This is a genomic window from Cognatundibacterium curvum, assembly GCF_014284235.1.
GTDB lineage: Bacteria > Pseudomonadota > Gammaproteobacteria > Burkholderiales > Burkholderiaceae_D > Undibacterium > Undibacterium curvum.
This window is the reverse complement of the sequence record NZ_JACOGD010000005.1, coordinates 131,347-152,716: the sequence shown is the minus strand read 5'-3', so window position 1 is coordinate 152,716 and position 21,370 is coordinate 131,347. Positions and strand designations below refer to the sequence as shown.

Annotated in this window: 17 protein-coding genes; 13 read left to right on the top strand and 4 right to left on the bottom strand. The window is 54.1% G+C overall.

The genetic code is table 11. From position 1 onward, the window contains the following. Positions 1-47: 47 nt before the first annotated feature. Positions 48-2,063 carry an NADPH-dependent 2,4-dienoyl-CoA reductase gene (locus H8K43_RS10885; RefSeq protein WP_186903864.1) on the bottom strand — a complete coding sequence of 672 codons (2,016 nt, stop codon included), beginning with the start codon at positions 2,061-2,063 and terminating at the stop codon, positions 48-50. 312 nt (positions 2,064-2,375) lie between these two features. Between H8K43_RS10885 and H8K43_RS10880 the strand changes: the two genes are divergently transcribed. Then, the gene (locus H8K43_RS10880) at positions 2,376-2,927 is read left to right on the top strand and encodes a PadR family transcriptional regulator (protein ID WP_186903863.1); all 552 of its coding nucleotides are present in this window, start codon (positions 2,376-2,378) and stop codon (positions 2,925-2,927) included. Here the strand turns inward: H8K43_RS10880 and H8K43_RS10875 are convergent. Then, positions 2,914-3,729 (bottom strand): substrate-binding periplasmic protein, encoded by an 816-nt coding sequence (locus H8K43_RS10875; RefSeq protein ID WP_186903862.1) that lies wholly within the window; start codon positions 3,727-3,729, stop codon positions 2,914-2,916. The genes H8K43_RS10880 and H8K43_RS10875 overlap by 14 nt on opposite strands. A gap of 212 nt (positions 3,730-3,941) precedes the next feature. On the opposite strand from H8K43_RS10875, the gene H8K43_RS10870 reads away from it, so the two are divergent. The 3 genes from H8K43_RS10870 (at position 3,942) to H8K43_RS10860 (ending at position 8,472) form a co-directional block, all read left to right on the top strand. After that, a complete protein-coding gene (locus H8K43_RS10870) occupies positions 3,942-4,493 on the top strand; it encodes an ECF-type sigma factor (protein WP_186903861.1) in 552 nt (183 codons plus the stop codon). A 135-nt stretch (positions 4,494-4,628) separates the two neighbouring features. After that, positions 4,629-7,478 carry a serine/threonine-protein kinase gene (locus H8K43_RS10865; RefSeq protein WP_186903860.1) on the top strand — a complete coding sequence of 950 codons (2,850 nt, stop codon included), beginning with the start codon at positions 4,629-4,631 and terminating at the stop codon, positions 7,476-7,478. A gap of 73 nt (positions 7,479-7,551) precedes the next feature. Beyond that, complete coding sequence (locus H8K43_RS10860; protein WP_186903859.1) at positions 7,552-8,472, top strand: hypothetical protein; 921 nt, start codon at positions 7,552-7,554, stop codon at positions 8,470-8,472. A 99-nt stretch (positions 8,473-8,571) separates the two neighbouring features. Here the strand turns inward: H8K43_RS10860 and H8K43_RS10855 are convergent, their stop codons facing one another. Further along, complete coding sequence (locus H8K43_RS10855; RefSeq protein ID WP_186903858.1) at positions 8,572-9,474, bottom strand: PhaM family polyhydroxyalkanoate granule multifunctional regulatory protein; 903 nt, start codon at positions 9,472-9,474, stop codon at positions 8,572-8,574. 211 nt (positions 9,475-9,685) lie between these two features. Here H8K43_RS10855 and H8K43_RS10850 point away from each other — a divergent pair, with 211 nt between their 5' ends. From H8K43_RS10850 to H8K43_RS10810, 9 genes are all read left to right on the top strand, one after another. Beyond that, positions 9,686-10,834 (top strand): DUF3108 domain-containing protein, encoded by a 1,149-nt coding sequence (locus H8K43_RS10850; RefSeq protein ID WP_186903857.1) that lies wholly within the window; start codon positions 9,686-9,688, stop codon positions 10,832-10,834. Continuing rightward, positions 10,834-11,568, top strand: coding sequence for a DUF3108 domain-containing protein (locus H8K43_RS10845; RefSeq protein WP_186903856.1), 735 nt, complete (start codon positions 10,834-10,836; stop codon positions 11,566-11,568). The genes H8K43_RS10850 and H8K43_RS10845 overlap by 1 nt, the downstream gene beginning before the upstream one ends. Positions 11,569-11,789: 221 nt before the next feature. Next, positions 11,790-12,317 carry a holo-ACP synthase gene (locus H8K43_RS10840; RefSeq protein ID WP_186903855.1) on the top strand — a complete coding sequence of 176 codons (528 nt, stop codon included), beginning with the start codon at positions 11,790-11,792 and terminating at the stop codon, positions 12,315-12,317. Next, positions 12,314-12,553: an acyl carrier protein gene (locus tag H8K43_RS10835; RefSeq protein WP_186903854.1), complete on the top strand. Its 240-nt coding sequence runs from the start codon at positions 12,314-12,316 to the stop codon at positions 12,551-12,553. The genes H8K43_RS10840 and H8K43_RS10835 overlap by 4 nt, the downstream gene beginning before the upstream one ends. A 2-nt stretch (positions 12,554-12,555) precedes the next feature. Then, positions 12,556-13,719 carry an acyl-CoA dehydrogenase family protein gene (locus H8K43_RS10830; RefSeq protein WP_186903853.1) on the top strand — a complete coding sequence of 388 codons (1,164 nt, stop codon included), beginning with the start codon at positions 12,556-12,558 and terminating at the stop codon, positions 13,717-13,719. Positions 13,720-13,732: 13 nt separating this feature from the next. Further along, positions 13,733-14,644, top strand: a complete 912-nt coding sequence (locus H8K43_RS10825) for an amino acid--[acyl-carrier-protein] ligase (RefSeq protein WP_186903852.1) — start codon at positions 13,733-13,735, stop codon at positions 14,642-14,644. Then, positions 14,641-15,636, top strand: a complete 996-nt coding sequence (locus H8K43_RS10820) for a DUF1839 family protein (RefSeq protein WP_186903851.1) — start codon at positions 14,641-14,643, stop codon at positions 15,634-15,636. The genes H8K43_RS10825 and H8K43_RS10820 overlap by 4 nt, the downstream gene beginning before the upstream one ends. Continuing rightward, positions 15,633-18,200 carry a glycoside hydrolase family 2 protein gene (locus H8K43_RS10815; protein ID WP_186903850.1) on the top strand — a complete coding sequence of 856 codons (2,568 nt, stop codon included), beginning with the start codon at positions 15,633-15,635 and terminating at the stop codon, positions 18,198-18,200. Before H8K43_RS10820 ends, H8K43_RS10815 begins: the two co-directional genes overlap by 4 nt. After that, on the top strand, positions 18,197-20,020 hold the full coding sequence (locus H8K43_RS10810; protein ID WP_186903849.1) for a serine aminopeptidase domain-containing protein: 1,824 nt from the start codon (positions 18,197-18,199) through the stop codon (positions 20,018-20,020). Before H8K43_RS10815 ends, H8K43_RS10810 begins: the two co-directional genes overlap by 4 nt. Here the strand turns inward: H8K43_RS10810 and H8K43_RS10805 are convergent. After that, positions 19,968-21,269 (bottom strand): lipopolysaccharide biosynthesis protein, encoded by a 1,302-nt coding sequence (locus H8K43_RS10805; protein ID WP_186903848.1) that lies wholly within the window; start codon positions 21,267-21,269, stop codon positions 19,968-19,970. The genes H8K43_RS10810 and H8K43_RS10805 overlap by 53 nt on opposite strands. Positions 21,270-21,370: the final 101 nt, after the last annotated feature.

Sequence of the window (21,370 nt, the reverse complement as noted above, 5' to 3'; positions counted from 1 at the left end):
TGCGCTCCCTTTTTTGTTACGTGTTTAGCGGATGATAAATACGCGACTCAGATCACAGCAGCTAAACGTGTACCCTGGTTAATCGCGCGTTTGGCGTCCAGTTCTGCCGCCACGTCCGCACCGCCAATCAGATGCACCTTCTTGTCCAGCGCTTCCAGACCGGCCTGCAAATCACGCTTAGGTTCCTGACCAGCACACAGCACCACGTTATCGACCGGGATCAGCTTTTGTTCACCATTGACCGTCACATGCAAACCAGCATCGTCGATGCAGTCATAGGACACACCGGCGATCATATGCACCTGACGGTTTTTCAAACCGGTGCGATGTATCCAGCCTGTGGTTTTACCCAGACCGTCACCGACTTTAGATGTTTTACGCTGCAACAGGAACAGCTGACGCGCAGGTGCTTCCAGATGTGGCGTGGTCAGACCACCTACCTGCTGATAGCTGGTGTCCACACCCCATTCAGCAAAGAACTTGGCCGGATCAAGACTAGGGCTGGTACCGCTGTGGCTCAGGTATTCCGCCACATCAAAGCCGATACCGCCAGCACCGATAATCGCGACCGATTTACCAACGGCTTTTTTATCGCGCAATACATCCAGATAGCTGAGTACCTTAGGATGATCGATACCCGGAATAGGAGGTACACGCGGGGTGATGCCAGTTGCCAGCACCACTTCATCAAAGTCACGCAAATCATCTGCACTGACTTTAGTGTTGAGTTTGAGTTGTACGCCGGTCAGTTCTATTTGCTTACCGAAATAGCGCAGGGTTTCGTAAAATTCTTCCTTGCCCGGTACTTGTTTAGCGATATTGAATTGTCCGCCGATTTCGGATGCAGCATCAAACAGAGTGACGCTGTGTCCGCGCTTGGCGGCTGTAGTTGCAAACGACAGTCCGGCCGGTCCTGCACCGACTACCGCGATGCGTTTAACCTGTGTCACAGGCGCATCAATGATTTCGGTTTCATGGCAGGCACGTGGATTGACCAGGCAGGATGTCAGTTTACCGCCGAAGGTATGATCGAGGCAGGCCTGATTACAGCCGATACAGGTATTGATTTCATCGGCACGGCCTTGCTCGGCCTTACGCAGGAACAGTGGATCAGCCAGCAGCGGACGCGCCATCGACACCATGTCGCAATAATCGTCTGCCAGCAATTGCTCAGCCACTTCCGGCGTATTGATACGGTTAGTCGCGACCAGCGGAATCGAGACATGGCCTTTGAGTTTTTTGGTGACCCAGGCAAACGCTGCGCGCGGTACTTTGGTCGCAATCGTCGGGATACGCGCTTCATGCCAGCCTATACCGGTATTGATGATGGTGGCACCGGCCGCTTCTATCGCTTGCGCCAGTTGTATCACCTCTTCCAGCGTCGAGCCGCCTTCCACCAGATCCAGCATGGACAGGCGGTAAATGATGATGAATTCCGGGCCGACTTTTTCACGGATACGGCGCACGATTTCTACCGGGAAGCGGATACGGTTTTCATATGCGCCACCCCATTCATCATCGCGCTGATTGGTACGCGCAGCGATGAATTCATTGATCAGGTAACCCTCGGAACCCATGACTTCGACGCCATCATAGCCAGCGAACTGCGCCAGACCGGCGCAACGGACGAAGTCACTGATGGTTTCTTCAACTTCGGCAGTACTCAGTGCATGCGGTGTGAAAGGATTGATCGGCGCTTTCAGGGCGCTTGGTGCCACCAGTGAAGGCTGATAAGAATAGCGGCCAAAGTGCAGGATCTGCATAGCGATGCGGCCACCGGCCTGATGCACCGCTTCAGTCACGATTTTATGATGACTGGCTTCTTCTTCCGTGGTCAGCATGGCGCCGCCATGCATAGGACGCGCACGCTCATTCGGTGCGATACCGCCAGTGACGATCAGCGACACACCACCACGTGCACGCTCGGCATAAAAGGCGGCCATGCGTTCGAAGCCATTGTCCACTTCTTCCAGCCCCACGTGCATGGAGCCCATCAGTAAGCGATTCGGTAAAGTCGTAAAGCCAAGGTCCAGCGGTTTGGTCAGGTGGGGATAGAATGCCATGGGTTTTCCTCAATGAGTCTGGGCCACAGCCACAGTCTTATGGCAGCAGGAGGATGCAGGCGGCATGCGCAGCCGCTCTGCAATCATTCCAGGTACCGTATCGCTATGGCGACAGCGCGAAGGGTTAATACGGTCAGAACGAATACCGCAGCGGATGTTGCGCTGATGAGCGACACCTGCCGAGCTGGTATGAACGATAGAGCGAAGTATTCTGACTGTGGATGGCAGAATAGCGAACAAATTTTGTTTATGCAACCAGTTGCATATAAAATGTAGCCACACCACCTCGAAGACTTACTCTAAGGTCCATCCATGTCTTTACAACACGCCCTGCTGACCTCGATCATAGAAAAGCCTTGCTCAGGCTATGAGCTGGCGCGTCGCTTTGATAAGTCGATAGGCTATTTCTGGCATGCCACGCATCAGCAGATTTACCGTGAGCTGGCACGGATGGAGCAGCAGGGCTGGGTTTCGTCCAGTGAAGTCGAAGGTGGTCGCGCCGGTAAAAAGCAATTTGATGTGCTGCCAGCCGGGCGTGCTGAATTACAACGCTGGGCTGCCGAGAGCAGCGCGCCACTGCGCCTGCGGGATGAACTGATGCTGAAACTCAGGGCAGATGCGGCGGTTGGGCCACTGGGCATGCTGGAAGAACTGGAAAAACGACTGCAATTACATGAGCAGGAATTAGCCACTTACCGCGCTATTGAACAGCGCGATTTCAGCGCACTCGAAGCCGGGCGCGAAGCGCAGATTCATTATCTGATCCTGAAAGCCGGTATCGCCTATGAAGAAGGCCGCATTGCCTGGACCAAAGAGGCCTTACAGACTTTGCAGCAGCTAGCTCAAGCTACTAATAAAACTTAGCCATCAGCTTCGGCAGCTCGCCACTCTCAGTACCGCGCCGTATTACTTCATTGAGCCGGGCTAATTCTTCCTGATACTGGCCCTGAGCGACCGCAAAATGCACGGTATCGTAGAACACAGGCTTTTGCGACACATGAAAACGCTTGCCCTTCAATTCCGGATCATTGAAACCAGGGATCAGTTTATTGTTCAGATAATCCTCGACCTGCGCCGCAGTATTCAGCTGGCGGACTGGCCACAGCATCAGATCACTGCGTTTATTCATGAGCTTTTTGAAGCGCGCACCAGACGAAGCCGAATCCTCCTGCACCGTAAAAACTACATTCCTGGCTTTTTCAAAATCCATCCCATGACTGAAACCCCGGCCTATGCTCACCACTTTGCCTCGTAAGTCTTCCAGCGTACGGAAATTCTGACGTGGTTCACCATAGGTAACGGCCCAGATTTTTTCACTCACGACAGGCTGGGAAAACTGAAAATACTTAAGCCGTTCCGGTGATTTGGATAGTCCGAATACGATGCCATCGCCATTGCGACCCAACATCTGGGCGCGGTTCCAGGGCAACATACGCCAGTCAAAACGCAAGCCCGATTCGCGTTCGAAATAAATGAGGATTCTTTCCAGGTCTTTATCGATGGGTAACTGCGTTCCATGGATATCCAGATTTTCCTGCAAAAACAGCGCTACCGGCTTCGTCTGTGCGCGGGCACTTCCGCTGATAACAGTCAGCAGCACAAACAGCATTACAAACGCTGGCAACAGAATACGACTAAATAAAGGCGGTATCAGTCTGATTTTCATTGTTCGTCTAAGGTGTAAATTAAGCCCGCTTATATCGCTCTATCCGGGTAACGCCATATTGTGCGTGAACATACCTTATTTGCGCAGATTCACCAAATCTCAGGTCAGACCTGGGGCCAAACGTGCAGGATGTACCACAGCCGGCGCGCAGAATATGAGATCAGACAGTGAAGTCCGATACAATAGCCATTTTATTAATCTGCTTACACGCTATGCAGGACTTTGCCACGGTATTCCAACAAGCACGTCTGGGTGATCCTGACGCGACCGGGCGCCTGATGCAAATGATTTATCCGGATTTGCGTCAGCTCGCGAAATCACGTCTGCGCCGTAGCGGTCATCTGACCTTGCTCAACACCACGGAACTGATCGCTGAGTTATGGCTGCGTTTACAGAATCTGCAGCAATTACCAGGCGCTCAGCGTCATTTTTTTCTGGCCTATGCCGCCAAAGCGATGCGTACAATAGTCATCGATTATGTACGCAAACGTCAGGCGCAGCGGCATGGCGGTGACGTGGATCATATTTCGCTCGATGAAGAGCTGATCATCAGCCATCCCGATACCTCTGAACTATTGCGTGTCCATGAAGCCTTGTCTGAACTGGAACAACTGGAACCACGGCTGGCCCAGCTGGTCGAATTGCGCTATTTCGCCGGTCTCACTGAGGAAGAAGCAGCTGAATTCCTTGGCATCGCCAGACGTACTGTGCAACGTGACTGGCTGAAAGCACGTGCCTGGCTGTATGAAGCTTTGCGCCGCTAAGCCATCTGCCCAAACTGTTAGCCTATCTTCGTCGCCCATGCTCTTTTTTTTCACGCGATGGCGCTTTTTTGCAGGTCAGTGCGTTATGAGCCATATGCAAATCCAGACACAACGGAAACTAAGCGGAGTTCAGCCTTGAGCACCCAGACGCAAGACTGGCACATCCTCTCTGCCCTGCTCGATGAACTGCTGGAACTCTCCGCAGATCAGCAGCGCGAATTCCTGCAACATCTGCCGCCGCCACAGCAACACTTGCGCGCGCGTCTGTACAGCCTGGCACAGGCACACTGGCAAGCGGAACAAGACGATTTCATGTCGACGATTCCGAAAATCACGCTGACGGATGACGGCAGCCTGAGCCTGCGCCGCAATTACCAGCCTGACAGCCAGATCGGCCCCTGGCGCCTGCTGCGCAAACTCGGTGAAGGCGGCATGGCCAGCGTCTGGCTGGCAGTCAAAGAAGGCGAGTTCCGGCGCGAAGTCGCCTTAAAATTACCGCATGCCGATACGCTGTCAGAACGGGTAGTGGAGCGCTTTGCGCGCGAACGCGACATCCTGGCGCAACTGGTACATCCGCATATTGCACGTCTGTACGATGCCGGTATGGATAACGCTCAGCAAAGCTGGCTCGCACTCGAATATGTAGCAGGCATGCATATCCAGGATTGGTGTCACAGCCAGGGGCTGGATACAGCTGCAAGGGTCAGACTGATGGTGCAGGCCTGTTCTGCTGTGCAGTACGCTCACTCGCGTCTGGTGGTACACCGCGATCTGAAACCCTCCAATATTCTGGTCACCAGCGAAGGGTATGTACGTCTGCTGGATTTTGGGATTGCCCATATTTTGCAGGCAGATCACAGTGACGAACCACAGGCACTGACAGGTATCAAAGCAATTCAGGGCAAGCCCGTGACCTGGCGCTATGCGTCGCCGGAGCAGCTGCGCGGCGAAGAAGTCGGTATTACCACCGATGTGTACTCACTCGGTGTGGTGCTCTACGAACTGCTGACTGGACATAGTCCATATCAGCCGGAAGACCGTTCACGACGCGCGCTCGAGTATGCCATTTTGCAGCAGCCGGCTGCGTCTGCGTCCAGCCGTGCGAATGACCGTAAACTGCGTCAGCAATTGCAGGGGGATCTGGACGCCATCCTGCATAAAGCGCTGCAAAAATCGCCTGAGCTGCGCTATCCGACTGCGCATGCGCTGGCCAGCGATTTGCGCCGCTATCTGAACCGGGAACCCGTCAGTGCGCGGCCAGACAATTTCTGGTATCGCAGTAGCTGTTTTGTACAGCGTTATCGCGCGCTGACTGCCTTGAGTGTGCTGTTACTCAGCGTGGTACTCAGCACCGGTGCAATCGCGCTGTTTCAGGCGAATAAGGCACGGCAGGAGGCGGATCGTGCGCAAGCCATGTATCAATTCGTGCTGCGTATTTTTAATCCTGAACAAAAACCGGACCCTGACCTGGCCAGACGCGATCTGAGTCTGAAAGATCTGGTCGCAACCGGCATACAAAACGCCGTCAGGGATTTTTCTGCACTGCCTACCGAAAGTAGCAAGCTGACTCATGATCTGGGCCAACTCGCTATTCAGCTTGGTCTGAGCGACGCAGCCAGCACCCTATATGAGCATAATCTGGCACTGGCAAAACAGGTGTATGGAGAGCAAAGCAGTGAGTATGCGAATGCACTGATCGACAGCGTGGACTGGCTGGCCAGTGTCGGTCAGCATCAGCGCGCGTGTCAGCAAACTACGCAGGCACTGGCTATATTCCGGCATGCAGCAGCCAGCGGCGAGCAACTGGCGCAAGCCCACAGAAAGGCCGGGCAATGTGCGAGCAAATTATATGCAGCGAATGACCCACGGATTTTCCAGCATCTGGAACAGGCCATCACACTGGCACGCAACAGTGCAAACCGGAATGAGCTGGGCTATGCACTGGTCAGTATGGCGATGGCCTATTTGAATTCTGACCAGACCGACAAGGCACTGGCCGCGTATCAGGAAGCCTTACAAGTGCGGCTGCTGGAATTCGGCGAAAATAACTGGCAAACTGCGGAAGCGCGTCAGGGCGTGGCGATCTGTCTGGATAAACTCGGACGCCCGGCCGAATCCAGCCAGGTCGCGATCCAGGCCATGCACAATATGGAACAGGTCTGGGGCAAACATCATTACCGCGTATCGGAAGCCAGACTGTATATCGCGAATGTACTGGCCGATTCAACGCGCAGATCCGAGGCGCTGCAACAGGCGCGCACCGCTTATGACATTGTATTGCTACCAGAATGGCGCACCCAAAAACCCGACTATCTGGAGAGCGCACAGGTCGGTTATTTACGGCTTTTGCTCAGAACAGGTAATCTGGCACAGATGCTGCAAGTCTGCCGCAACATCGATATGCAGGCAACCATCAGTTATCCGCGACTGCGTTTAATGGCAGCCGATCACTGTGGCATAGCCTGGGCCATGCAGGGCGAGACTGAACTCGCACAACAACATGTGCGCCACAGCCAGCAATTACGTGAACAATACTGGCCAGATCAAAAAAAACGCGCACTTGGCGGTCTGCTGGTACAGGGTGAGCTTGCACTGCGCAAGCGGGATTTTGCACTGGCCGCTCAACTCTATCGCCAGAGCATCAGCTATGCAAACAACCGTGCTGATTATTCGCGCAGTCTGGCCTGGCGCGAACTGGCACGCCTGCCCGTCAGCAAAACAGATGAAGACTTACGACGCATCCAGGCTGACTATCAGGATTTGCAAACACCGCAGCAAGCTGACTACTGGCGTGGTCAAAGCGTGAATTTGCAAGAAGCGCTGGGATGGATTTATTTGCAGCGTGCGCAATATCCACAAGCCATCGCTGCTTTCAGGCTCGCATTACAAATGCGTGCAGGTATGGATGATCCTGCCGACAGTGTCTGGCAACAGCAAACCCGCACAGCATTACAGCAAGCCTTGGAAAAAAATCAGAGCCTGTGACGCTTTTTTTCTCGCTACACCGTCTTAGCGAATGAAGACCCATTATTTCTGATTCATTCACAACGAGGACAGTATGAAAAAAAGTATTCCATCCAGCCTGCTTATTCTGAGTCTGATCGCTGCACTGAGCGCTTGTGGCGGCGGCAGTGACAATGCAGGAAATGCCAGCAGCAACAGCAGCGGTTCCAGCGGCAGCAGCTCAGGTGGCAGCTCTGGCGGCAGTTCGGGTGCAGGCAGCTCTGCGGGTTTGACCGAGGCATTGAAAGTGTTTGCTGAGAGCTGGACTGCATCACAAATGGTCGCAGGCCTGCATGATTTTGCCGTCATTGCCGGCAACACCGGTAATTGCCCTAAGGGTGGCAGCGTCAGCTATGCCGGTGGCACCACCAGCATGAACAATTGCATACGCCGCTTCCCGGCCGATAACGCGTATCAGGGTGCCTTCAGCGGTGTGCCTAATCAGATCGGCAGCATTAAAATGCTTAACTTCCAAAGCAGCGGCGCGATCAAGGTGAATGTCGGTGACAATCTGGCGGTGACCCAATACCAGATCAGCAGCGCCAGCTTCACCGCCACCGATGACACCAGCGACAGCAGTAAAGATGTGACCCAGATCGGCAGCGGTGTTGCCAGCTTCAGCCTGGGCACTGGCAATTACAGTATGACCGCAGTAGCAGGCAATGCCAGCAATACTGGCAGCAGTCTGAGCATCGCCAATGGGTTTTTCTATACCCGTAATAATGGCGCGGCAAATCGTGTGGTCAATCTGGGCAATATCGTATTTGGTTCTGAATCCAATGGCATGACGACCCGTCCTACCGCCGGTAAATACAATGTCGCCGTCGGTGGCAGCAGCACAGCCTGTGTGAATGTGAGCGTACAACTGATCAGCCTGAGCCAGCTGACCATTACTTGTGAAGCGACGAAAGAAAGCCGTACGCTGAACTGGACTGACAGCGATCTGAAAGCGGCACTGAGCGCAGCACAGAACTGAAGCAGATACAAAAAACGCTGGATAGCGCATGCTGAGCTAAACCAGCGTTTTTTCCATGTCTAATCAGCCGTTCGCTGATCTGCTGAGCTGCTTATTTGATTATTTCACAGACTGCTTCTTAGTCTTGAGCGGTACTCTGGTTTTAATCTGGGTGCTGGCAGCGGAACGGCTCTGCGTTTTTTTCGGGGCGGCGGCGCCGCTCTTTTTGCTTGCTGATGCAGGTTTTGCTGAACTGGCTTTACTGACTTTTGCACGCGCCGCCGTTTTGCCCGCAGCTGGCCTGGCAGTGTTCGCACTCTTCGTGCTGGCGGGCTTAACGGCTGGTTTGACTGAGGGCGATTTTTTTTCAGCTTCCGGCTGCGCTTCTGCTGCATTGCTTTCGCTGCTAACGGATTCAGCTTGCATCGCCTTACTGACAGCCTGCTTAAACTGATCCTGCAGCAAATTCCACCAGACCGCAGGATTAGAAAATGCGTTGGCGGACTCTTCAGCTGTAGATGTTTCCCGGCTGGCTGCGGTGTCTGCTGCGTGCGTTCCATCCGCTGCATTAGCGGCATCGGCTGCTTTTGCGGCTGCGGCAGGCGATGCCTCATTGCTGCTGTCACTGGCTGCTTCAGCATTCTTGTCACTGGCCGCTGACATCGGCCAGCCTGCGTTCGAAAATGTAGCTCCGGCACTGGCCGCAGCGGCGGTTTCTGCGGCAGCCTGCTGCGCCTCTCGCGTTTGCTGTACAAAACTATCACCCAGAGACTGTAAGGCAGCAAGCGTGGCGCGCTGCACTTCCAGCGTCTGTATGGTACCGCGCAGCATATTCATGTTCACATTCAGCCAGGATTCCACTGTCTTCAAATCCTGAATTTTCTTATCCAGTTCATCGAGCGACATCGGTGGCGTGACCATGCCAGGTACCTGCATACTGCCCCACAGCTTTTTAATAAAACCCAGCGGGTCAGCCATCTGAGACAGGCCAGGCGCTTCTGCGCCGGTAAAAGGATTTTGCATGGATTACTCCGGTTAGTATCATGGATAGCCGCATACAGCGGAGTACAGCACTGCAGCAGACATAAGAGCAGATTTCATCTTGCACCAGCAATGACAGTCCGTCAACTATGAAAGCTCAAGTCGGGAGCATGTCATGCACCCTGACGCGCCATCATGAAGTCTCAGGAAAATTCTGATCGCGATCAGAACTAACTCGGTTTACACTGCGCGTATGTCTTTCACACCCAGCCAGATGATGAGCGCGACGCCGCCCGGATGCATGTACTACCTGTGGTTTGCCGGCCTGGCGCTGGCGGGCCATCTGCTGCTGTGGCAATGGGGTGCACCAGCCATACGGCCTGCGCCAGCGGTCAGCCCTAAGCTGGCACCAGTGACGGTGCAACTGACTGTCAAGCCAACAGTTACAGCAAGGGCTGCGCCGACTCCACCACCACGTGCACCTGCAGGTGAAAGTAAACAGCCCCAGATCACAGCGCGCAGTCAGGCCATGCCTGCACCACCTGCGGCCATTATCAGCTTGAGCGAGAATATCGGCGCTGCAAGTACGGTATCGGAAGCAAGTGCGCAAACCGGTTCGCTCCATCAACTCAATGAGCTCAGCAGCAGTATCACGCTCGATCCGGTCACGGTGCTGACACCACTGACCGAATCTGATCAAAGTCTGAGCTTACATGGCTATGCGGCGATAGCACCGGACAGCGCCGTATTAAAGACTAAGCTGGTCAGCGAAAGTCCGGGAAAAAATCCGGTTTATGGGGTGGGTGAAATTGCGTTTCATATTCAGAATGGCCGTTATCAGGTGAAAGTCCAGGCCGGGCTTGATTTGTTGCTCACTACATTAAATTTGTATCAGATGCAAAGCGAGGGAAACTGGACAGAATTTGGTTTACAGCCGCAGACCATGAGTGAGAAACGGCGTAACCGCAGCGAGACCGCCACCCATTTTCAACACGACAGCCAGACCATCAGTTTCTCATCCAGCAACCGCAGCACCGCTTTACAGGCTGGCGCGCAAGACCGTGCCAGTATTTTCCTGCAACTGAGTGCACTTGGTAAAGGTTCACCGCAGTTATTTCAGGCTGGACAGCAATTGCGGGTACAGGTGGCTGAAGACCGCGAGGCGCAGGAATTCCTGTTTCAGGTACAGGCCAAAGAAGTCTTGAAAACCCGCATGGGCGAGCTGGAGACCTGGCATATCATCCGTCCGCCGCGCGCCGGAAAATATAATTCCACGCTGGAAATCTGGCTGGCTCCAGGCTGGCAATGGTATCCGGTGCAAATCCGTAATACTGAATCGAATGGTACGGTCACCAGTCAATATGTGACCGCCATCCTCAACCCCGAGAAAGGAAGTTCCTGATGTCTCACGCAATCATCCGCAGTCTGCTTGGTATATGTCTTTGGCAAAGTCTGGCAGCGTTAGCAGCAGACAGTTTTCCAGCCACCCAGCTGGCACCTGCGGCAGAACTTCAATACAGCATTAAGGCCAGACAAAGCGGCTTAAACATAGGCGGCTCAGCGCTGGTGCGCTGGCAACAGCAAGATGGAAAATACAGCATACAGAGCGAAACCCGTGCGGTACTGGTTGGAAAAATCCTCAACACCAGCAGTCAGGGTAGCATAGATGAACAGGGTCTGGCACCGGAACTGTTCACAGAGAAACGCTTCGGTAAGCCCGAAACCCAGACTGTCTTTGAACGCCAGAATAAAAAAATAAAATTCAGCGCTTCAGCTGAAACCTATCCGATTAAAGGCGGGGAACAGGATCGCAGCAGCGCGACCTGGCAACTGGTGGCTCAGGCCAGGGCCGCCAGTGCGCGCTTCACGACAGGCAGCGAATGGAAAATGTTTGTTGCCGGCCGCCGCGATGCAGAAACCTGGACCTTCAAAGTTATTGGTACAGAAACCATCCGCACAGCACTCGGAGAATACCAGTGCATCCATATCAGCAAGGCGCCACCGCATGACTCCAAAGATCAGCAACTCGATATCTGGCTCGCACCTGGACTCAACTGGTATCCGGTGCGGCTGCGCTTTAATGATGCGGATGGGGATTTTGTGGATCAGTTGCTGGAGAGCGTCAACAAGCTCTGAAACGGAAGGCAGCGGAGCAAACTTATTCCGCGCTGGGCACAATTAATTTCCACATGGAAATAAAAAGCGAATGCACTGCCTGAGTCAACAAAAAACAAAGACGAGTTAATTTCTTATTAGAATTAATTCGTCTTTTTTTTATTAAAACTTGACATTTTTTAACTAAAAGAAATTGCTATTCGGCTATCCTATTACTTTCAGTTACACTTTCGCAGGCTGCCATGTACAGCGCTCCGGTTTTCTCCAATTTTTCAATTCGCTGTTGCCGTAATGTACAGGCCAAGCGGGATGATAGTTTGCTGGTAGGAAACGATCTGGTATGGATACCTGAGGTCGGCAAGGCCATTTCTCAGTTCGGCCAACGCTACCTGGACAAGGTTTTCAGCGCCGCTGAATTAAACGACTGTGCGGGCATACCAGAACGCCGCAACGCCAGTCTCGCAGCGCGTTTTGCTGCAAAAGAAGCCGTGATGAAAATCCTGGGTCTGGACAAAAACAGCGCACTCCCGTGGCGTGCAATTGAAGTAATACGTCCAGCAGGAAAGTCTCCTTCTATCCGCTTGCACCCACCGGCATCTCTGTTCGCCAGACAGGCAGGCATCCTGCATTGCTCGCTCAGCCTGAGTCACGAGCACGAATATGCGTTAGCCACGGTAATTGCAACCCGGCAAACCAGGCAGACTCAAGGTCGCAGACCGCGTCAAGTTTATCGCCCCTCCCATTTCAACGCTAAAAAGGTTACACCATGAGTAAAGAAAAAATCCGTCAGGTTCTTAAAGAACAAGGTAAATTCAGCACTGACATCGACAGTCTGTCTGATGATGCAGATTTGTATGAAGCTGGCATGACTTCACACGCCAGCGTGAATGTGATGCTGGCGCTCGAAGACGCTTTCGATCTGGAATTCCCTGACCGTATGCTGAAACGCAGCGTATTTGAAAGTATCAATGCGATTCATGCTGCAGTTGAAGAATTGAGCGCCTGATCATGCAAACCTCTTCACTCATTCAAACAGCGCGCCTGATAGCCAAAGACTTTGCTGCACCCCATGCGGATGCAGTGGATCGTGATGCACGTTTTCCACAAGCAGCGATAGACGCATTAAAGCAAGAAAAATTGCTGAGCGCCTATATACCGGTTGAACTCGGTGGCGCAGGTGCCAGCCTGAGTGAATTAGTGGAGATCTGTGAAATTCTGGGGCGTCAGTGTGCCGCCACCGCCATGATATTCGCGATGCATCAGATTCAGGTCATCACCCTGGTCGAACATGCTGCCGATCACCCCTGGTACCGACAATATCTGCAGGACTTGGTGAAGCATCAGTATCTGATTGCTTCGGTGACCTCGGAAGTCGGTGTCGGTGGCGAAATGCGCCGCAGCCGTTGCGCAGTCGAGCTCAATGGCGATCAATTCAGTCTGGTGAAAGATGCGACCACGATTTCCTATGGTGCCCAGGCTGATGATTTGATGGTTACGGCACGCCGCCATGCTGACGCTGCCAACAGCGATCAGTCGCTGATTCTGGTGCGCAAAGCAGATTACACGCTGGAGCAAAAAGGAAACTGGGATACCATGGGTATGCGTGGCACTTGCAGCCCGCCCTTCCTGATGACAGCCAGCGGCCATCGCGATCAGATTATGGAAGTGCCTTTCGGTGACATGTCTGCGCGTACTGTAGTGCCGGTATCGCATCTGCTGTGGGGCGGTTGCTGGCTGGGCTGCGCCACTGCGGCGGTCAACAAGGCACGCAGCTTTGTACGCGGACAAGCGAGATCCAATCCCGGCACCGTGCCGCCAACGGCGCTGCGACTGGCGGAATTAGTCAGCATGTTGCAAAGCCTGCGCACTTCAGTACAGGCTTGCCTGACTGAATACGAACAATTATCCGCTGCCAGCGATGCCGCTACCGGCCCGCTTTCTTCGATTGCGTATTCGCTCAAAATGAATAATCTGAAAGTGGACGCGACCCAGGCCTTGCCACAAATCGTGATTAAAGCGCTGTCCATCTGCGGCATCCTGGCCTATAAAAATGACAGCAAATTCAGCATGAGCCGTCATCTGCGTGACGGCCTGTCTGCCGCGCTGATGGTGGGTAATGACAGAATACTGGCGACTAATGCCAACCTGTTGCTGGTTCTCAAAGACGACTGATAAAGGAAGCGCCATGTCTATCGATTTTTCTCCTGAAGTACTGAGCAATGACCTGATTGCAGCCGGTCATATTATTCCTGTCGGCGTACAAGGCATATTTGGCCGCGGCCCCGTATTTGAAGAAGTGCTGCGCCGCTTTGATGATTATGTCTCGCGCGTCGCGGCAGCCGATCAGGCAACACGCATGTCCTTCCCGCCTTGCCTCGACCGCAAAGTGCTGGAACGCAGCGAATATCTGGACTCCTTCCCGCAGCTGGCGGGCACCATATTCAGCTTTACCGGCAATGAAGCCCAGCACAAGGAACTGATAGAAAATGTGCATGAAGGCCGTCCCTGGACCCATCTGCAAACCATGACCGGCGTCTGCCTGACGCCAGCGGCCTGCTATCCGGTATATCCAAGCTTCACCGGCACCCTGCCCGAAGGCGGTCGTCTGGTCGATATGCAAAACTGGGTATTCCGCAATGAACCCTCGCCGGAACCAACCCGTATGCAATCCTTCCGTGTGCGCGAGTTTGTGCGCGTAGGTACGCCGGATATGGTGGTGGCATGGCGTGATCTGTGGCTGCAACGTGGCCTCGATATCCTGCAATCGCTGGGACTGCCTGCGCACTCTGAAGTCGCTTCTGATCCTTTCTTTGGCCGTGGTGGCCGTATGCTGGCAGCGAATCAGCGTGAACAGCAATTGAAATTTGAAGTCGTGATTCCTGTCATCTCTCAGGAAAAACCGACCGCAGTATGCTCCTTCAATTACCATCAGGATCATTTCGGCAAATTGTTTGAAATTCAGACTGCCGATGGTGAAGTGGCGCATACCGCCTGCCTGGGTTTTGGTCTGGAACGCATCGTGATGGCCTTGTTTAAAACCCATGGTATGGATACCGCTGGCTGGCCTGCAGCGACACGCGATATTTTAGGCTTATGACTCTGCACGCCCTGCCCCCTATCGTACTGAGCGAGTACCGCCAGCACAGTCTGCACGGTCCGGATCGCGACTGGGCGGAAACCAATTGCTACATCGATGTCTGGGTTGAGGTTTTGCATGCGCAAGGCCTCAATCCGCTGGCCTGTTTGTCTATGGTATTTGCGAATGATTTCGACGGTGACCAGTGGACGTTTTACAAGCCACCGCATGAAGATTTGTTTGCGCTATACGGCATCGATGTACAGGAGCTCAATGTCTGGCGCGGTTTGCTGCCCAATGCAAGTGAGCAGCTCAGACGCGGGCGGCTGGTGCTGACCGAAACCGATTCGTTTTATCTTCCGGATACGGCCGGTACTGACTATCGCAGCAATCACGTCAAAACCACGATAGCAATACAGGAAATCGACCTGGAGCAGCAGCGCATGGGCTATTTCCACAATAGCAGTTACCATGAATTGCAGGGCGAGGATTTCATTGAGACCTTCCGCCTCGGCAAGCCCTATGATCCGGCTTTTATGCCTTTGTTTGCTGAGTTCGTGCGCCTGGACCGGGTACAAATCAAAACCGAGCCTGAGCTTGCCGCGATCGCATTGCAACTGCTGCGCAAACATCTGGCGCGCCGTCCACACGGCAACCCGGTTTCTGCATTCCTGCCGGTTTTTGTACAGGATGTGGAAGCGCTCAAAGAACAGGGCATGGCAGCTTATCATGCGTATGCATTTGCCACCCTGCGCCAGCTGGGTGCCGGCTTCAGCCTCGGCAGCCAGCATTTGCACTGGCTGCAAGCCAGTACCGGTAACGATTTCAGTGTGGCAGCACAGGAGTTTCAGGCGATTTCCGAAAGCTGTAAAACCCTGCTGCTGAAAACTGCCAGAGCCGTCATGGGCAAGCGCGCAGTTGATTTAGCGCCGCTGGTCAGCCAGATGGCAGAGCACTGGGATCAGGGTATGCACGCCTTACAACATAGTCTGGATCAGTTAACTTCCACATGAACGGGCATTACACTTCAGCCACCGCTGCGCCTAGCCTGCAAGCGCTGCAGGCAGCGTGGCAAATGGCGATCGTCCATGCCGGACGCTATGCGCTGGCCAGTGAGGCGGAACAGGAATTTTTGAATGGCTATCCGGTACAGCTTCCGTGTACCGCCCTGTCAGCACTGGCACAGGCGGGTGAGTTTCAGTTTCAGGATTTACAGCTGGATGATAAGGATGTCTGGTTCCGCTGCCAGCTGGATTTGCCAGCTGAGGCGCAGTTTCTGCATTTCGATGGTTTAGCCACGCATACAGAAATTTTCTGGAATGACAGACTGCTGCTGCGTACCGATAATATGTTCCTGCGCTATACGCTGAATTTGCAAGAACTCGAGGTACATGGTCAGGGTACGCTGGCCATACGTTGCTGCGCATTGAATGCTGAACTGGCAAAAAAACGCCCGCGTCCGCGCTGGAAAACCCGCCTGGTCGAACAACAGCAATTGCGCTGGTTACGCACCAGTCTGCTGGGGCGTATGCCGGGCTGGTCGCCACCGGTGCCACCGGTCGGACCCTACCGCGATATCTGGATAGAGTATGCGGCACCTGTACGCCTGAGCGAAGTGCAACTGCAGACGCGGCTGTCAGCGCAGGATGGCGTGGTCAGTTTTTCTGCTCGCTGTGTCAGCGATGAGCCGCTGCTGCAAGCCAGTCTGCATGTAGGCAGCTATACCCAGCAACTGGATCTGCACCAGACGAGCGACTGCGGCACAGCTATACAAGGCGAATTGCTGTTTCCCTCACCGCAGTTATGGTGGCCTCATACGCATGGCAGACCACAGTTATATACCGCCTGCCTGGCACTGACCACGGCACGCGGACAAAGCCTGATTGCACTCGGCGAGCTTGGTTTCCGCCACATCCATGTTGATACCCGCGATGGCAATTTCTCACTGCATGTGAATGATGTACCGGTTTTCTGTCGCGGTGCCTGCTGGACACCAGCCGATCTGCTGTCTTTGAATGCAAGCGAAGAAAAGCAGCGTCAGATGCTGACACTGGCGCGTGACGCCGGTATGAATATGCTGCGCGTAGTCGGTACCATGGTGTATGAAAACGCGCACTTTTACCGGCTGTGCGATGAACTCGGCATCCTGGTCTGGCAAGACTTTATGTTTGCCAATATGGACTATCCTGTAGCCGACCTCGCTTTCGGTTTGCAAGTCTGTCAGGAAGCAAAATCTTTTTTAAGCCGCACCCAAACTTCTGCCTGTCTCGCCGTCTTATGCGGCAATAGCGAAATCGAACAACAGGCCGCCATGCTGGGCCAGCCACGTGAAAACTGGAGCAATCCATTTTTCAGTGAAAGCTTGCCGCAAATTTGTCAGGAGCTGCGGCCTGACTGTATTTATTGGCCCTCCAGCCCCAGCGGCGGCGTGATGCCATTTCAGGTCGACAGCGGCGTGGCGCATTATTTTGGCGTTGGCGCCTATTTGCGCCCGCTGGATGACGCACGTCGCAGCGGTGTACGCTTCACTTCCGAATGCCTGGGTTTTTCCAATATGCCGGAAGATAGTCTGCTCGACAGCATGTCTGGACAGGGCGACTTCCCAGGTCTGCATCCATCCTGGAAAAAAGCCGTGCCACGTGACCATGGCACAGGCTGGGATTTTGAAGATGTACGCGATCACTATTTGCAGCAATTATATGGATTAGACCCGGCGCGGCTGCGCTATGCCGAACGTGAACGCTACATCGCACTGTCACGCCTGACTAGCGGTGAAGTCATGGCACAGGCTCTGCATGAATGGCGTCGTCACGGTTCCGCTTGTCATGGTGCGCTGATCTGGTTCTGGCGCGATCTGTGGGCTGGTGCAGGCTGGGGTCTGGTCGATGCATCGGGCCAGCCGAAAGCAGCCTATTACTTCGTCAAACGGGCAATGGCAGCGCAGCTGGTATTCTTCACGGATGAAGGCCTGAACGGTCTGGCCATCCACGTCAGAAATGATGCGGCCAGCAGCCTGCATGGCAGTCTGCATCTGCGTCTGACACGTCATGCCGATACCAACATCGCGGACATCAGCGTGCCAGTTCAGGTAGCGCCGCACAGCAGCATCATGTTACGTGCCGATGCCTTGCTGCCGCATTTCATGGATACCAGCTATGCCTACCGTTTCGGCCCGCCCGGCCATCATCTGGCCAGCGTCCATCTGACACGGGATGGTGAAAGCACAGCCTGCAGCCATGATCATCATTTTCCGGCGGCGCGCTTAGCCGGTATGGAAAGCGATGCCGGACTGGATGCCGGTTGGCAGCCGGAAGGCAATGGCATGCTGCGTCTGCATTTAAGCTGCCGCCGCTTCTTACATGGGGTGCAGCTACAAGTCAGTGGTGCGGATGCGTTGGATAATTATTTTCATTTGAGTCCGGGTGTCGTCTATACCGTCAGACTGCGCCTGCATGCCGCGCCCGGGCAGGTCAAAGTACAACTGCAGGCGATGAATCTGCTGTCAGTCCAGCGGCTGCGGCCACCGGCTGAAACAAGTACCTCGATTCATCACGCACACAATGGGAGCCAGGTTTGAATTCGCAACAATTTCCAAGCCAGCAAATTCTGTGCAGACCAGAAGCTTTCTGGTTCGGCGATCCGGAAGCGCCACTGATGGGCTGGTACCATCCCGCGCATCAGCGTGAAGCGGGGGGCAGCCGGAAGTGCGGCGTGGTGCTATGCGCACCATTTGGGCATGAGTATATGGTGGCTTACCGCAGCTACCGCCATCTGGCGGAACGGCTGGCACGGGCTGGCTTCGATGTGCTGTTTTTTGATTACCGCAATACCGGCGATGCGGCCGATCAGGCTGGTAACCGCATACTACAGTGGCAGCAGGATATTTGCACTGCCAGTCAGACCTTGCGTGACATAGCGCAGGTCAGTCAGATTGCACTGTTTGGTTTAAGACTGGGCGCCTTATTGGCTGCCAGCGTTACGCAGGATTGCAAGGCCAGCGCATTCATAGGATTGGCACCGGTCATTTCAGGCCGCGCCTACAGCCGTGAATTACGGGTATTGCGCACCATGGGTGCGACCAGCAGTGCAACAGAGACGGACAGTACGCGGCAAGTGAGCGAAGATGAGCTGACCGGCTATATATTCGATGCCGATATGCGTGCCAGTCTGGGTAAACTGGACATGATGAACATGACGGTTCCGGCCTGTCCGGTATTGCTGATCGCACGTGATGATGTGAGCGCTCAGGAAGAAAAACTGTGCGCACACTGGCAGGATGCCGGCGTACCTGTCACCCTGAGCAGCACGCCGGGTTATGCCGCCATGATGCCGGGTGATGCCTATGAAAGCGTGCTGCCGGATGAGATCCTGCACGAAATCGTGTCCTGGCTCAGCCCTGCTTTTCCGATAGGCAGTAAAACAGTCATGCCCAGTGTCCCCAAAGAGACCCGGAAAATTTTAAATACAGGGCAGGTACAGATCGAAGAAAAGTTGGTGTTTTTTTCTGGCTACAGCGGCGTGTTAACGCTGCCTGTGCAGGCGATCACGCCGCACTTGCCTGCGGTTTTACTGTGTAATATAGGCGCCAATCACCGGGTTGGAACGCATAGGCTGTACGTGCGCTTTGCGCGTGCCCTGGCCCAGGCTGGCTTTCCGGTGCTGCGTTTTGATAAAGCCGGCATCGGCTACAGCAAGCCCACGCCGCAAGACCGGGAAAACGATGTGTATGCCGATAGCGGCGTTGATGATATCCAACATGCCATGCACTTCATGGAAAACAGCGTGTATTGCGAAGGCTTTGTGGTGGCTGGTTTATGCTCGGGGGCCTACTTCGCGTATCTGAGTGCACTCAAGGATGTCAGGGTGCGTGGTGTCGTGCTGATGAATCAGCTGGTGTTTGAATGGCATGAGGGCGACACCATTACGGCGCGCAAACAGGAATCGATCAAATCCACCCATTTCTATGTAAAGGCAGTACGCAATCTGCATACCTGGAAGCGCTTGTTTAAAGGTGAAATCAAACTGCGTCAGATCATGCGCAAACTCAGTGCAAGAGTGGCCAAACGCCTGAGTAACATTTCTCAGGCTTTGATCGGGAAACTAGTCCAGAATCACCATTTTTTAGGCAAGGTGGCGCGTCAGTTCCGCCAGCTCGATGCGCGCGGCGTGGAAATCATGCTGATTATGGATGCGGGTGACGCCAGTGTCGACCTGATGACAGAAAATCTGGGGCGACATGGCGCTTTGCTGGGTGACAGTGAGCGGATACGTCTAAGCATATTCAAAGGCGCAGACCACACGTTCACACCGCTATGGGCGCAACAATATGTGAGCGATCTGCTGGTCAGCCATTTGCAAGCGCGTTTTCTGCCTGCCTCCGCAACGAAGGCAGAATAAAGCGCCACACCACCACCGTCTCAAACACCTCGACGCAGATTAAGGCCACAATCGCACCCGCGCTGGCCCAGTAAGGCATGGTCAGCGTAGTGATCGCAATCACCAGTACCAGCGTCACCATGCCCAGCTTGAACATGGAGCGGAATGCGCCGCCACTCATCAGCCATGAAGTGCCGATAGTACGTACTGCATTCACCGCAAAATAGACTCCCCACAACATGATCAGCAAATCCAGTCCGGCGTATTTGTTTTTATCAATGAAATGCTCGTGCAACCAGGGTAATGCCAACAAAAGCACAATCACAAAACTGCATACCACCAACTCAATACCGACCACCGACATCAAAGTCAGCTTACGCAAGCCTGCCCAGTTATGCTCCTGCATCAGACGCCCGGCTTCCGGCCGGGCTACCCGGGTCCAGGCTGCCACTGCCAGCGGAATCGGCATCAGCAACAGACGCGAGGCATTCAGATCCGCAATCGCTGCCGCACCGAGTATGGCGCCAGACAAATAAACATAACTGTAATTGGACAGCCATCCCACCAGCGCACCGGCGACCGCCCAGCGTCCATGACTACGTATCGTTTCCTGATGCGCACGCAGGGTTTCCTGGTCATGCGTTTCGATCGCTACCTGGGTCGCTGTCAGCTGCATCAGTGCGCCGCGTCCGTATAAAGCAGCCAGCAGGGAGGCCGCGGACAAGACCAGAAACAAGGGCAGCAACGCCAGGCATTCAAAGTGAAGTAAGCCGGTCAGACCGGTCAGCACCAGCAAGACATACACCACATCCTGACGCAGCACCTGAGGAATCGCAGACTGGATAAAGCCGACAGTGCGGCCGTATTCACGCAAGCCATTGCCGATCACGTACAGGCCAAATGCTGCGCCCAGCCCCCAGCTTTTTTCACCATAATGGGTGGCTGCAGGAATAAATTCGACGACCACAAAGGCGATCACCGCCATCACTAAAGTCCAGATAATCTGGCGCATCCAGAAAGTACGCAGCAAATGGCGACGCGTGTTTTCGCTGACCACACTGGTCACTGTGGTCAGCGGCCCGGCAATCCAGGAGTCCACCAGCAAACCTGCCAGCAAACCACCCGCATACAGCTGTCCATATAAGCCGTAGTCTTCTTTGGCTACTAAACGGATTAATAAGGCGCCAATCAGAAAATTGAGTGCGCTGAGCAGGCCCTGATCAATGACAGATAAGATGGAGGAAGAAAGAAATTTTTTATGAAAACTCATGGGCTTGCGTTAACATTGGTCTCAACGCTCACCATAACATTCAGCAAGGGTGCTGTGAAGTAAGTTTCGATCTTTTACACTCCTTGCCGGTTTTTTACTTT

Excerpts from the sequence above, each read along its gene's own strand:
- H8K43_RS10885 (WP_186903864.1), bottom strand. The coding sequence starts at position 2,063 with ATGGCATTCTATCCCCACCTGACCAAACCGCTGGACCTTGGCTTTACG.
- H8K43_RS10880 (WP_186903863.1), top strand. The coding sequence starts at position 2,376 with ATGTCTTTACAACACGCCCTGCTGACCTCGATCATAGAAAAGCCTTGC.
- H8K43_RS10875 (WP_186903862.1), bottom strand. The coding sequence starts at position 3,729 with ATGAAAATCAGACTGATACCGCCTTTATTTAGTCGTATTCTGTTGCCA.
- H8K43_RS10870 (WP_186903861.1), top strand. The coding sequence starts at position 3,942 with ATGCAGGACTTTGCCACGGTATTCCAACAAGCACGTCTGGGTGATCCT.
- H8K43_RS10860 (WP_186903859.1), top strand. The coding sequence starts at position 7,552 with ATGAAAAAAAGTATTCCATCCAGCCTGCTTATTCTGAGTCTGATCGCT.
- H8K43_RS10855 (WP_186903858.1), bottom strand. The coding sequence starts at position 9,474 with ATGCAAAATCCTTTTACCGGCGCAGAAGCGCCTGGCCTGTCTCAGATG.
- H8K43_RS10850 (WP_186903857.1), top strand. The coding sequence starts at position 9,686 with ATGTCTTTCACACCCAGCCAGATGATGAGCGCGACGCCGCCCGGATGC.
- H8K43_RS10845 (WP_186903856.1), top strand. The coding sequence starts at position 10,834 with ATGTCTCACGCAATCATCCGCAGTCTGCTTGGTATATGTCTTTGGCAA.
- H8K43_RS10840 (WP_186903855.1), top strand. The coding sequence starts at position 11,790 with ATGTACAGCGCTCCGGTTTTCTCCAATTTTTCAATTCGCTGTTGCCGT.
- H8K43_RS10835 (WP_186903854.1), top strand. The coding sequence starts at position 12,314 with ATGAGTAAAGAAAAAATCCGTCAGGTTCTTAAAGAACAAGGTAAATTC.
- H8K43_RS10830 (WP_186903853.1), top strand. The coding sequence starts at position 12,556 with ATGCAAACCTCTTCACTCATTCAAACAGCGCGCCTGATAGCCAAAGAC.
- H8K43_RS10825 (WP_186903852.1), top strand. The coding sequence starts at position 13,733 with ATGTCTATCGATTTTTCTCCTGAAGTACTGAGCAATGACCTGATTGCA.
- H8K43_RS10820 (WP_186903851.1), top strand. The coding sequence starts at position 14,641 with ATGACTCTGCACGCCCTGCCCCCTATCGTACTGAGCGAGTACCGCCAG.
- H8K43_RS10815 (WP_186903850.1), top strand. The coding sequence starts at position 15,633 with ATGAACGGGCATTACACTTCAGCCACCGCTGCGCCTAGCCTGCAAGCG.
- H8K43_RS10805 (WP_186903848.1), bottom strand. The coding sequence starts at position 21,269 with ATGAGTTTTCATAAAAAATTTCTTTCTTCCTCCATCTTATCTGTCATT.